13 protein-coding genes and 1 pseudogene are annotated in these 11534 nt (G+C 66.5%); 9 read left to right on the forward strand and 5 right to left on the reverse strand.

Annotated features, from left to right (window positions below):
- The 6 genes and pseudogenes from UYS_RS17655 to UYS_RS0216530 form a co-directional block, all read left to right on the forward strand.
- Positions 1-211, forward strand: a pseudogene (locus UYS_RS17655) (thymidine phosphorylase); the annotation flags it as partial.
- Complete coding sequence (locus UYS_RS0216510) at positions 208-1419, forward strand: phosphopentomutase (protein WP_016856625.1); 1212 nt, start codon at positions 208-210, stop codon at positions 1417-1419. The pseudogene UYS_RS17655 and the gene UYS_RS0216510, both read left to right, overlap by 4 nt.
- Before the next feature lie 60 nt (positions 1420-1479).
- Positions 1480-2214, forward strand: coding sequence for a purine-nucleoside phosphorylase (gene deoD / locus UYS_RS0216515; RefSeq protein ID WP_016856626.1), 735 nt, complete (start codon positions 1480-1482; stop codon positions 2212-2214).
- Positions 2211-2630 carry a cytidine deaminase gene (cdd, locus tag UYS_RS0216520; RefSeq protein ID WP_016856627.1) on the forward strand — a complete coding sequence of 140 codons (420 nt, stop codon included), beginning with the start codon at positions 2211-2213 and terminating at the stop codon, positions 2628-2630. Before deoD ends, cdd begins: the two co-directional genes overlap by 4 nt.
- A 205-nt stretch (positions 2631-2835) precedes the next feature.
- Positions 2836-3237: a gamma-glutamylcyclotransferase family protein gene (locus UYS_RS0216525; RefSeq protein ID WP_016856628.1), complete on the forward strand. Its 402-nt coding sequence runs from the start codon at positions 2836-2838 to the stop codon at positions 3235-3237.
- Between the two features lie 25 nt (positions 3238-3262).
- Complete coding sequence (locus UYS_RS0216530) at positions 3263-3583, forward strand: hypothetical protein (protein ID WP_016856629.1); 321 nt, start codon at positions 3263-3265, stop codon at positions 3581-3583.
- A gap of 22 nt (positions 3584-3605) precedes the next feature.
- On the opposite strand, the gene UYS_RS18275 is transcribed toward UYS_RS0216530, so the two are convergent.
- A complete protein-coding gene (locus UYS_RS18275) occupies positions 3606-3941 on the reverse strand; it encodes an antibiotic biosynthesis monooxygenase family protein (protein ID WP_083868177.1) in 336 nt (111 codons plus the stop codon).
- Positions 3942-4124: 183 nt separating this feature from the next.
- Here UYS_RS18275 and UYS_RS0216535 point away from each other — a divergent pair, with 183 nt between their 5' ends.
- Positions 4125-4868 (forward strand): dienelactone hydrolase family protein, encoded by a 744-nt coding sequence (locus UYS_RS0216535; protein ID WP_016856630.1) that lies wholly within the window; start codon positions 4125-4127, stop codon positions 4866-4868.
- 108 nt (positions 4869-4976) lie between these two features.
- On the opposite strand, the gene UYS_RS18595 is transcribed toward UYS_RS0216535, so the two are convergent.
- The 3 genes from UYS_RS18595 to UYS_RS0216550 all read right to left on the reverse strand — a co-directional run bounded on the left by UYS_RS18595 (position 4977) and on the right by UYS_RS0216550 (position 9034).
- On the reverse strand, positions 4977-5984 hold the full coding sequence (locus UYS_RS18595; protein ID WP_156821654.1) for a hypothetical protein: 1008 nt from the start codon (positions 5982-5984) through the stop codon (positions 4977-4979).
- A gap of 277 nt (positions 5985-6261) precedes the next feature.
- A complete protein-coding gene (locus tag UYS_RS0216545) occupies positions 6262-6633 on the reverse strand; it encodes a glutaredoxin domain-containing protein (protein ID WP_016856632.1) in 372 nt (123 codons plus the stop codon).
- A 157-nt stretch (positions 6634-6790) separates the two neighbouring features.
- Entirely contained in the window at positions 6791-9034 is a 2244-nt protein-coding gene (locus UYS_RS0216550; RefSeq protein ID WP_083868179.1) for a mechanosensitive ion channel family protein, read from the reverse strand.
- 162 nt (positions 9035-9196) lie between these two features.
- On the opposite strand from UYS_RS0216550, the gene UYS_RS0216555 reads away from it, so the two are divergent.
- A complete protein-coding gene (locus UYS_RS0216555; RefSeq protein WP_016856634.1) occupies positions 9197-10192 on the forward strand; it encodes an amidoligase family protein in 996 nt (331 codons plus the stop codon).
- Positions 10189-10866 (forward strand): gamma-glutamyl-gamma-aminobutyrate hydrolase, encoded by a 678-nt coding sequence (locus UYS_RS0216560; protein WP_016856635.1) that lies wholly within the window; start codon positions 10189-10191, stop codon positions 10864-10866. The genes UYS_RS0216555 and UYS_RS0216560 overlap by 4 nt, the downstream gene beginning before the upstream one ends.
- Before the next feature lie 98 nt (positions 10867-10964).
- On the opposite strand, the gene UYS_RS0216565 is transcribed toward UYS_RS0216560, so the two are convergent.
- Entirely contained in the window at positions 10965-11393 is a 429-nt protein-coding gene (locus tag UYS_RS0216565) for an OsmC family protein (protein WP_016856636.1), read from the reverse strand.
- Between the last annotated feature and the right edge of the window lie 141 nt (positions 11394-11534).

The following is an 11534-nucleotide window of genomic DNA, read 5'->3' on the forward strand; positions in this document are numbered from 1 at the left end:
GGACGCCATCGACCCGGCCGTCGGCCTGAGCGACATCGCCGAGCTGGGCGCGGCCGTCGCCGCCGGCCAGCCACTGGCGCGCATCCACGCCCGCAGCGAGGCCGACGCCGAGCGCGCCGAGGCCCGGCTGCGCGACGCCCTCACGCTGAGTGACGCGCCCTGCCCCGCGCCAACACTGATCCAGGACACCATCCGTCGGGAGGTCCCATGACCCGCGCCATCGTGCTCGTTCTCGATTCCTTCGGCCTCGGCGCCACTCCGGACGCCGAGGCCTTCGGCGACGCCGGCGCCGACACCCTGGGCCATATCGCCCGGGAGTGCGCCGATTCGACCACGCGCGGCCCCCTCGCGCTGCCGAACCTCGGCCGACTGGGGCTGTTCCACGCCCACCACGAGAGCACCGGCGCCTGGGCCGCCGGCGTGACCCCGCCGCAGGGCGTCGACGGCGCCTACGGCGTGGCCAGGGAAATCTCCTCCGGCAAGGACACGCCCTCCGGCCACTGGGAGATCGCCGGCGTGCCGGTGCGCTTCGAGTGGGGCTACTTCAGCGACCGCGAGCACAGCTTCCCGCCCGAGCTGCTCGAGGCGCTGGTGCGCGAGGCCGACCTGCCCGGCGTGATCGGCGACTGCCACGCCTCCGGCACCGAGATCATCGCCCGGCTCGGCGAGGAGCACGTCGCCAGCGGCAAGCCGATCGTCTACACCTCGGCCGACTCGGTGTTCCAGATCGCCGCCCACGAGGACGCCTTCGGCCTCGAGCGCCTCTATGCGCTGTGCGAGACCGCCCGCCGGCTGCTCGAGCCCTACAACATCGGCCGGGTGATCGCGCGGCCCTTCACGGGCGAGAGCGCCGACGACTTCGCCCGCACCGCCAACCGCCGCGACTACAGCGTCGAGCCGCCCGCGCCCACGGTGCTGCAGAAGCTGCACGACGACGGCGGCGAGGTGGTGGCGATCGGCAAGATCGCCGACATCTACGCCCACTGCGGCATCTCGCGCACCCTCAAGGCCAGCGGCCACGACGCCCTGTTCGACGCCACCCTCGACGCGATGGCCGAGGCCGGCGACCGCTCGCTGATCATGACCAACTTCGTCGACTTCGACATGGTCTACGGCCACCGCCGCGACGTGGCCGGCTACGCCGCCGCCCTGGAGGCCTTCGACGCCCGCCTGCCCGAGCTGCTGGCGCGCCTCGAGGACGACGACCTGCTGATCCTCACCGCCGACCACGGCTGCGATCCGACCTGGCCCGGCAGCGACCACACCCGCGAGCACATCCCGGTGCTGGCCAGCGGCGCCGGCCTCGCGCCCGGCTCGCTGGGCGTGCGCGAGAGCTTCGCCGACATCGGCCAGAGCCTGGCCGCGCACCTCGGCCTGGCGCCCATGGACGACGGCACGAGCTTCCTGCCGGCAAGATAATCGACGTCCGACCAGGCCCCGGGCCGACGACACTCGGATCAAAGACCAAGGAGACCGAACATGGCCACCCCGCATATCAAGGCCGAACGCGGCGACTTCGCCGACACCGTGCTGATGCCCGGCGACCCGCTGCGCGCCAGGTACATCGCCGAGACCTTCCTCGACAACGCCCGTCAGGTGAACGACGTGCGCAACATGTATGGCTACACCGGCACCTACAAGGGCCGCGAGATCTCGGTGATGGGCCACGGCATGGGCATCCCCTCGGTGTCGATCTACGCCAAGGAGCTGATCACCGAGTTCGGCGTGAAGAGCCTGATCCGCGTCGGCTCCTGCGGCGCGGTGCGCGACGACGTGAAGGTGCGCGACGTGGTCATCGGCCAGGGCGCCTGCACCGACTCCGGCGTCAACCGCACCCGCTTCCTCGGCAACGACTTCGCCGCCATCGCCGACTTCGAGCTGACCCGCCACGCGGTGGACGCCGCCGCGGCCCAGGGCGTGCCGGTCAAGGTCGGCAACATCTTCTCCGCGGACCTGTTCTACGACCCGCGCCCCGAGATGATCGACCTGATGCGCCGCTACGGCATCGTCGGCGTGGAGATGGAGGCCGCCGGCCTCTACGGCGTGGCCGCCGAGTTCGGCGCCCGGGCCGCCACCATCTGCACGGTCTCCGACCACATCGTGCGCGGCGACTCGCTCTCCAGCGACGAGCGCGCCACCACCTTCGACGAGATGATGACCGTCGCCCTGGACAGCGTGCTGCGCGACGACGCCGCCCGGGAGGCCCAGGCATGAGCGAGGTCCAGCCCGATATCGTCGAGGCGCTGATCGACGTGCGCGACCGCGCCTACGCGCCCTACTCGAACCATCCGGTGGGCGCGCTGATCGTCAGCGAGAGCGGCACCCGCTACGTCGGCGCCAACGTCGAGGTGGCCCACTACAAGGGCATCTGCGCCGAGGCCTCGGCCATCGCCACCATGGCCAGCGCCGGCGAGCGCGAGCTGCGCGAGGTCTACGTGATCGGCCCGGGCGAGCACCTGTGCACGCCCTGCGGCGACTGCCGCCAGCGCATCCGCGAGTTCGCCACCCCCGAGACCCTGATCCGCGTGGTCGACGCCCAGGGCACGCTGCTGCGCCGCTACACCATGGACCAGCTGCTGCCCGACTCCTTCGGCCCCGAGAACCTGGGCCGCGACTCGGCGATGGACTGAGGGGGCTGTTTCCTCGGAGCTGATCCACGGACAGGCCTCCGAGGGGCGCTGTGAACCCATCCATGGGCGCTAACTTTTGCCATCCCTGGCAAAGCCCCTCTACGCCCTGTCCCCGGCGCTCCTCATCGTGAGGCACCAACGCCCCGCCATCGTGCGGGGCGTTTTGGTAGACTGTCCGACCGCCGAATGCGGAAAGGACAGCCCTATGCACAGCCCCGCCATCGCCATCGAGCGCACGCCCCTGGTCGCCGTCTACGGCACCCTCAAGCGCGGCCTGCGCAATCACCACTGGCTGAACGGCGCCGAGTTCGTGGGCACGGACCTGCTCACCCACGTCACCCTGTTCGACCTCGGCCCCTACCCCGGCGCCCGGCTCGAACCCTCCCGGGGCATCGAGATCGAGGTGTTCCGCGTCGATGCCGCGGGGCTCAAGGAGCTCGACGTGCTCGAGGACTACCGCGTGCGCCAGCCGGCGAGCGGCACCTACGACCGGGTCGTGCACGAGACCGCCTTCGGCCCGGCCTGGCTGTATCTCTACAATCGCGACGTCGCCGGCTGCCCCGCGATTCGCGAGGGCGGCTGGCAGCCCCGCCGGTCCCATATCTGACCCCACGCCACACGAGGAACCCGCCATGGGCCGACTTCTCTCCCTGATCGTGATCGCCGCGCTGGCCTACGGCGGGCTCTACGTCACCTACGGCATGGCCGTGAAGAAACACGTGACCCAGGCACTGACCGACATGGGCCTCACCGCCGTGGAAGTGGACGGCGTCAGCTACGATGTGCTGGCACCGCTCGGCACCGAGGCCGAGGTCACCGCCGACGTGCACTACCGCGGCGCAGCCGCCGGCATCGACCTGACCGTGCACGGCCACCCACTGTTCTCTGAGGAGACCCGCCTCGAGCTCGGCGGCCTGCAGGCGCTGCGGCTGACCATCGGCGGCGGGCAGTAACGATCCATTCGTCGCCCTATCGCTAGCCGCCGATTTCCGAACGGCGGTCAATGAGATCGATCTCTGGTACTAAAGGAATAGGCGGCAATCGCTCTTGAATGGACTGTGCCATAAGTTCGGCCGCCTCACTGTCGGGGGACTCGGAAAGCCTTTGGGACGACTCCCAGGCCTTCCGATTCGGCCATTTCGCATAGGCCATCCACCAACCATCCTTGGAATAGTGCAAGCGGGAGCCCAGCCCTCCTCGTTGTTCGCGAATGGCCTCCGTCATGCGACACCATCCTTCCTTGAAGGCCTCCTCCCTTCCCGGTGTCACCTTGAAGCGATACAGCACATAAAACGTGTCTTGTTCTGTCATTCCAGCCCCTCGTACAAGGTCATACACAATCCCGACAATGTCAGCCGGGTCTGCCTGTCCTTCTCGCAACCCAAGCCACACTAGACATCGATAAAACTCTTTAGCGGCGCCAGCCCGTTGTGGTAGAGGTTGTCGTCGTTATCAAGGTATATCCATCTGCCCCGCCCTCCATTAGGAGCCCTCATGTCCCGCGCCATCGACCTTCCCGCCGCCGACGGCACCATCGACGCCCATGTCTTCACGCCCGAGAACGCCGACGGCCCGCTGCCGGCCGTGGTGCTGCTCACCGATATCGGCGGCCTTCGCCCCTGCTATCGCGAGAAGGCCCAGCGCATCGCCGACGCCGGCTACGCCGTGCTGATGCCCAACATCTACTACCGTGACGCGGCCGGCGAGATCGTGCCGGCGGGCCAGTCGTTCCGCGACCCGGACGTGCGCCCGACGCTGGTCCGCTACGCCGGCCAGCTGACGCCCGAGGCGCAGTCCCGCGACTTCGCCGCCTGGCTCGCGGGCCTCGATGCCGCGCCGGAATTCGCCAAAGGCAAGGTCGCCGTGGTGGGCTACTGCCTCACCGGGGCCTTCGCGCTGCGCATGGCGGCGGAACACCCCGAGCGCATCGCCGCCGCGGCCGGCTTCCACTCCGCCAACCTGGCGAAGGCCGACGACGAGAACGCGCCGGTGAAGGTGGTGGAGAACATCGCAGGCCGCGTCTATTTCGGCCACGCCGACAAGGACGAGCTGCTGCCCGCCGACCAGATCGCCCGCATGGACGAGGCCCTGGCCAGTGCCGGCGTGCACTTCACCACCGAGCTCTACCGGGGCGCTCCCCACGGCTTCACCGCCAAGGACGCCACCGGCTCCTACCAAGCCGAAGCCGACGAGCTGCACTACAAGCGGCTGCTGACGCTGCTGGAGGAAACGCTGTAAAGCGACATTCCGCGCTGGCCGTTATCAGCCTCGAGGAATTGGGGCTGATAACGCCGCGCTCTGGGGCAAACCGAAGCGCAGCGTAGGTTTGTCCCTAGCAGTGCATTGTTATGCCTTAGCTTGGATAGCCTGTTGGATTTCATTCTTATGCAACCTTTCAATGACTTTTTCTTCTTTTGTTTTCCTAAACTTTCCGCCCATCTCTATATACTTTAAATTTTCATCTTCTGCATGAACTGGCTCTTTACCCGCAAAATCGCAAAGATTATGATAATAGCTCTTTGCATACCTATATGCTGCAACAGCTTCATCTGTCGTCTTACCAACGGTTAAAAGCTCCTTTTCCTCGTTGCCTTCGAGCTTCGTTGGAACGAGAATGCTACGTTCAGCAAGCTCAACGTATATTTCCGGCAACCCAAGCTTTCTGCTTAGCCGATAAATTGTGCTACAGAAATTAGCGATATAAACACTGTAGGTAAGTTGAGGATTGACGTCTCGAATAATTAAATCCAACTCACTTCTGGCCGACGACAACTCTCTCTCGATATCTTCAAATACGTCTATATTTGTTTGTGGAACCCCATCCTCAGGCTTGCCAATAAAGAAACTTTTATGAACTCTTGGGTGCACCTTAAACTCCCCGACCAAACAATCAAGATACTCAACCTCACCGATTTGGCCAAAATAATCAAACAACTCCTTCCTATGAGAATGAAAAAGGTCGATGTTATTTTTCTGATTTGTGATCTTAATCTGCTTAGCTGTTTGTTTCGTTGCATGTAGACGAGACACAAGAACCGACAATGGCAATAAAAGAGACAAAGCGCCTAGCGGCAGTGTGCTGATTGAAAAAAACACACTCAAACCATCACTTGTCAAAGAGATCGAATAATCCCTCCAAGCGATTACACCTAAGGCGACAAAGTATAAAAATGGAGAAATTGTTGAGACCCATAGTAGACCTTGCTCGGCAAGTCCTCGCTCTTCATCTAGAGTCAGCGTGGACTTGAGTCGCTCTAAAATCCAAGAGCCATTTCCCAAAACTGCCGAAACGACCAATACCGGCAAAATAAGAGGCAGAAGCACAAGGGCCACCAAATAAACTATGTCGGTCAATAAAAACTCTCCTTAGGAATAAAAGGTATTAAATAGCCGGCTCGTTTATCGACTTGAACGCGCCGGCACGTTCATCCGTGTTATGCGGCGCACCTCAATACGCCCCAACCATTGATTTCCAATAGCATTAACAATCGTTTGGCACGATAACACCGATCATCGTGCCGTCCATCTATCACGCCCTTACCCTCAGCCTGCCACTAATTTGACTGAGGATCTACGCCAAGCCATGGCGAGCACAGAGGCTGGAACTGAGCGCATCTGATAACACGCCACCCTACTCCCCGAAGTGGCGCCTCAGATAATCGATGATGCGCTGGGCGTTGTAGAGCCAGCGCTCCTCGCCGGAGGCCTCGCGGATATAGAGGCACGGCACCTGGAGCTTGCCGCCCTGCTCCTTCAGCGTCTGGCCGTGCTCGGGGTCGAGGCGGGCGTCGCGGGTCTCGATCGAGAGCCCCAGGCGGGTGATCTCGCGGCGCACGCGGATGCACTCGGGCTCGCTCCAGAACTGGTAGAGCGCCAGCGCCTCGCAGGCCTCGTCCACCTCGGCCTGCTGCGCCTCGTCCCGGGCGACCTCGCGGCTGGTGCCGAGCTTGTCGGCCACCCACACCACCGGCGCCAGCAATGTCTGGATCAGCGTTCGCATCATGTTCTCCTCCTGGCATCAGGATCGGGCGCCAGCGGCCGATGCCCCATGGTTGCCCCACGCGTCGGCGCGCCTGCCGTGGCCGAGGCGTCCGGCTTTACGCTAGCACACCGCCGGCCTTGCCGGGCTCGCGCTTCGAGCAGCGGAGGCAACGAGGGCCCTAGCCCGGATCGGGCGAGCCGCCGCTGGCGCTGGTCTGGCGATGGGGATCGGCGACGCCGGCCTCGCCGGGCTCGCGCCCGGCGGCATCGTGCTGCTCGCCCCAGTCGGCGCTGCCGTCCAGCCGGCCGCCGCCATGCCCTTCCATGCTGACGCTCAGGCGCGGCACGCCCAGGTCCACGCCCTGCTCTTCCATGCGCCGCTTGAGCAGCAGGTTGAAGGCGCGCGCCACGTCCCACTGCATCTCCGGCGCGGTGCGGAAACGCATGCGCAGCAGCGGGCAGCCGTCCTCGAAGGCGTGGATGCCCTGCATCTCCAGCGGCGACCAGATGTAGTGGCGCATCATCGGGTCCTGGCGCAGCGCCTGGGCGGTCTCCTGCATCAGCGAGATGGCGTCGTCGATCTTCATGTTGTAGGGAATGCGGATCTTCATCAGCGCGATGCCGAACTGGCGCGACATGTTGTGGATCGAGTCGATGCGGCTGAAGGTGATGATGTGCACGATGCCGTCCAGGTCGCGCAGCTTCACGGTGCGCAGCGTCAGCCCCTCGACGGTGCCCATGTGGCCGTTGATCTGCACGAAGTCCTCCACCGCCAGCGAGTCCTCGATGAGGATGAAGATGCCGGTGATCAGGTCCTGCACCAGGGTCTGGGCGCCGAAGCCGATCGCCAGGCCGATCACACCGGCACCGGCCAGCAGCGGCGTGACGTTCACCCCAAGGTTGGCCAGCCCGACGATGGAGGCGATGATCACGATGGTGGCGAAGATAATGTTGCGGATCATCGGCGTGATGGTCTGGGCGCGGGCCTGGTTGACCCGCCGTCCGCGGGCCCGCGCCGAGGAGGCCAGCGCCCGCTGGATGGCGGTGTCGGCGAAGATCCAGGCCAGCCAGGCCAGCAGCACGGTGAAGCCGATGCCGAGCAGCGCCTGGCCGATGCGCACGCTGGCCACGCCCTGCTGGCCGATGCCGATCAGCGAGCCGCCCCACACCTGCAGGAACAGCTCGGCGAAGGTGATCCAGGCGACGACGTGGGCCAGGGTGTAGCCGAAGCGCTCCAGGCGGCGGCGATACTCGCGACGGAAGCGGCGCTTGGTGCGGCGCTCGGAGTGGCGGCGGATCAGCCCGGCCACCACCAGGGTCAGCACCAGAAGCGACGCCGAGACGATGGAGCGCGCCAGCGCCGTGGCCACGTCGCCGCCGGTGACGAAGATCGCCACCAGCGAGCCGCCCACCAGCAACAGGGCGGGAATGTGCCACAGCCCGCCCACGGTGCGGGCCATGTCGGCGGCGCTGCTGCTGTCGCGGCGGTGCTTGTAGGAGCGGTTGCGGATCAGATGCGTGATCGGGCGCTTGAAGCGGATCACGAAGCGCCCGCTGAGCAAGGCCGCCAGCACGTTGGCGATCACCGACAGCAGGTTGGCAAGGTCGAGGCCGAGCGACACGGTGATGCGCGTGGAGTTCAGCGCATCGCCCAGCGCGATCAGCGCACCGATCACGAACAGCGGGCGCAGCGCCTGATGCTGGAGGATCTGCACGGCCACGAAGCGATGGCCGCGGGTGAACACCGAGATTACCGTCTCCACCACCACCGACAGGGTGCGTCCGCACAGTGAGATGTAGGCGATCACCAGCGCCCCGGTGCGCCCGGCGCTCTCCGGCACCAGCTGGGCCACGCCCAGCGCCAGCACGAAGGCCAGCCCCCAGGGCAGCAGGCGGCGCAGGAAGTGGATCGCCAGCAGCGCCCCCTTGGGCTCGCGGGGCAGGTCCAGCGGCCAGCCGCGCCGCTGCGCCAGCCGCCGCCCCAGCGCGATCAGGATCACCAGCAAACCGGTCCAGATGCCGACCAGCACCGCCATCTCGACCACGAAGTTGAGCAACGCGCCGTCGCCGGTGCGCACCACCAGCTCGGTGAAGTCCGTCCAGCCCTCGCGGAACTGGCGCTGCCAGTCGTTGAACGGCGAGCGGCCGGACTCGGCCTGCTCGCCCAGCTCATTGAAGGTGTCGGCCAGCGCCCCCAACAGCCCCTGCTGCCCGGCGATGCCCTCCTCCTCGGCCACCTCGCTGTTGGCGGTGCGCAGCGACTCCAGGCTCTGCAGCAGCTGGTCGCGCCGGTTCTCGTCTTCCAGCGTGGTGATGATGCGATCGAGCGCCTGCTGCAGGGCCTCGGGATCGGGCTCCTGTTCGCTGCCCTGCTCCTGGCCCCCGCCCAGGGCGGAGATCGGCAGCGACTGGGCGGCCGCCATCAGCGGCAGAAGAAGCAGCGAGAGCAGCAGCAGGCCCCGCAGGGCGAACGAAAAGTGGCGAGGCGCGCGTGGCAACGTGAGTCTCCGTACGTTGGGTGACCGCAATATCAGAATCCCTGGCAGCAATGTTAGGCTGCCGATACCGTCACACAGGATGCCGTCATGACGCCGCAACCGCCACCCGTACCCGACAATGCCGAGGGAAGGCCCCGCCGGGTCGGAGTCGAGATCGAGTTCGCCGGCCTGCCGCCGCGAGACACCGCCAACCTGGTCAAGGAGCTGTTCGGCGGCGAGGTCGAGGTGCTGAGCCCCCATCGCCTGAAGGTCACCGACACCCGCTGGGGCGAGTTCGGCATCGAGCTGGACACCCAGTACGCCCACCCGGACGCCGAGCGCGTCGACCCCGAGGCCTGCAAGGACAGCGAATGGGAGCGCATGCGCCAGGAGTTCCACCGGCGCACCCGGGAGCTGATCGGCGATGTGGTCACGGGCCTGGTGCCCACCGAGATCGTCTGCCCGCCGGTGCCCTGGGACGAGCTCGACCAGCTCGATGCGCTGTTCGAGGCGCTGCGCCAGCGCGGCGCCAAGGGCACCGAGGCCAGCCTGCTCTACGGCTTCGGCCTGCACCTCAATCCCGAGGCGCCGGGCCTGGACGTCGAGAGCCTGCTGGCCCATCTGCGCGCCTATCTGCTCAGCGCCCGCTGGCTGCGCGAGCAGATCCGGGTCGACATCACCCGGGAAGTGCTGCCCCACGCCAATCCCTTCCCGCGGGCCTACGCGCTCAAGGTACTCGATCCCGGCTACGCGCCGGACCTCGAGACGCTGATCGACGACTATCTCGAGTACAACCCGACCCGCAATCGCGAGCTCGACCTGCTGCCGCTGTTCGCCCACCTGCATCCCGAGCATCCCCACGAACTGCTCGGCGATCACCTGGTCAAGCCGCGGCCGACCTATCACTATCGGCTGCCCAACGCCCAGCTCTCCGAGTCCGGCTGGGGCGCCGTCCAGGAGTGGAACCGCTGGCTCGAGGTGGAGACGCTGGCCGCCTCGCCGGAGACGCTGGCCGAGCGTGGCGCCCAGTATCTGGCCCGCCACCGCCCGGCCTGGCCGGTGCGGCTGTGGCAATCGCTGCGCCGGAGGCTCGGGCAGTCATGAGGCAGAGCCAGCGCCCGCTGATCGGCATCACCACCTCCGACCGCAAGAGCCGCATCGCCTGGTGGTTCGACTGGTTCGCCGTGTGGCGTCACGGCGGCCGCCCGCTGCGGCTGTCGCCCTCGCGCCCGCGGCCCGAGACGCTCGATGGCCTGATCATCGGCGGCGGCGACGACATCGAGGCCCACCACTACGGCGGCGAGATCCAGCTCGACGTGCGCGTCGACCCCGAACGCGACCGGCTCGAGCTGGCGCTGCTCGAACGCTTCATTCCCGCCGACACCCCGGTGCTCGGCATCTGCCGCGGCGCCCAGCTGATCAACGTGCACCAGGGCGGCACCCTGGACCCGGACATCTACACCACCAACGAGGGGCTCAAGCGACGGCGCACCGTGCTGCCGCGCAAGACGGTGGACATCGTCGGCGACAGCCGGCTCTACCGCATCCTCCGCGTGACCTGGTGTCGCATCAACAGCCTGCACCACCAGGCGGTGCAGGAGACGGGCCAGGGCATCGAGATCGTCGCCCGCGACCGCGACGGCCTGGTGCAGGCCATCGAGTCCCGCGAGCACGACTTCCTGATCGGCGTGCAGTGGCATCCGGAGTGGCTGATCTTCAATCGCCCCCAGCAGCGGCTGATCCGCGCCCTGGTGGACGCCGCCCGCCGGGCGCGCTGATCTCCCCCGCCAGCTTGGCTGGTGCCCATACACGCGAGGCCACCCGAAGGTGGCCTCGCTGACTGGCGTCTATGGTCCGGTGGATCGCGCCGGGCGCCTCAGTCCAGCTTGGCGTCCAGGGTGATCTCGGCATTGAACAGCTTCGACACCGGGCAGCCGGCCTTGGCCTTCTCGGCCGCGTCTTGGAAGGCCGCCTCGTCGGCGCCCGGCACGCTGGCGCGGGTCTCGAGATGCACGGCGCTGATGCTGAAGCCGCTGTCGTCCGGCGCCAGGGTGACGGTGGCGCGGCTGGCGATGCGATCCGGCGTGTAGCCCGCCTCGCCGAGGATCATCGACAGCGCCATGGAGTAGCAGCTGGCATGGGCGGCGCCGATCAGCTCCTCGGGGTTGGCGCCGGACTCGTCCTCGAAGCGCTTGGCGAAGCTGTACGGCGCCTCGGTCAGCGTGCCGCTCTGGGTGGATACCGTGCCCTTGCCGTCCTTGAGGCCGCCCTGCCAGACGGCGCTGCCGTTCTTCTGGATGCTCATGTCGACTCCTTGCGCTTGGATGGTCGGAATTTCCGTCTCTACACGATAGACCATGGGGACGATAGCACCGTGTCACAAGGGCGGATTGCGCCGCGGGATCGGCATCTCCAGACTGGACGCGAGTCTTCAGCACAAAAAAGA

Source organism: Halomonas smyrnensis AAD6, assembly GCF_000265245.1.
Taxonomy (GTDB): domain Bacteria; phylum Pseudomonadota; class Gammaproteobacteria; order Pseudomonadales; family Halomonadaceae; genus Halomonas; species Halomonas smyrnensis.

Coding starts and splice junctions, on each gene's coding strand:
- UYS_RS0216530 (WP_016856629.1), top strand. CDS start 3,263: ATGGGCCGACTTCTCTCCCTGATCGTGATCGCCGCGCTGGCCTACGGC.
- cdd (WP_016856627.1), top strand. CDS start 2,211: ATGAGCGAGGTCCAGCCCGATATCGTCGAGGCGCTGATCGACGTGCGC.
- UYS_RS0216525 (WP_016856628.1), top strand. CDS start 2,836: ATGCACAGCCCCGCCATCGCCATCGAGCGCACGCCCCTGGTCGCCGTC.
- UYS_RS0216545 (WP_016856632.1), bottom strand. CDS start 6,633: ATGATGCGAACGCTGATCCAGACATTGCTGGCGCCGGTGGTGTGGGTG.
- UYS_RS0216565 (WP_016856636.1), bottom strand. CDS start 11,393: ATGAGCATCCAGAAGAACGGCAGCGCCGTCTGGCAGGGCGGCCTCAAG.
- UYS_RS0216550 (WP_083868179.1), bottom strand. CDS start 9,034: ATGGCGGCCGCCCAGTCGCTGCCGATCTCCGCCCTGGGCGGGGGCCAG.
- UYS_RS0216560 (WP_016856635.1), top strand. CDS start 10,189: ATGAGGCAGAGCCAGCGCCCGCTGATCGGCATCACCACCTCCGACCGC.
- UYS_RS18275 (WP_083868177.1), bottom strand. CDS start 3,941: ATGACAGAACAAGACACGTTTTATGTGCTGTATCGCTTCAAGGTGACA.
- deoD (WP_016856626.1), top strand. CDS start 1,480: ATGGCCACCCCGCATATCAAGGCCGAACGCGGCGACTTCGCCGACACC.
- UYS_RS0216555 (WP_016856634.1), top strand. CDS start 9,197: ATGACGCCGCAACCGCCACCCGTACCCGACAATGCCGAGGGAAGGCCC.
- UYS_RS0216510 (WP_016856625.1), top strand. CDS start 208: ATGACCCGCGCCATCGTGCTCGTTCTCGATTCCTTCGGCCTCGGCGCC.
- UYS_RS0216535 (WP_016856630.1), top strand. CDS start 4,125: ATGTCCCGCGCCATCGACCTTCCCGCCGCCGACGGCACCATCGACGCC.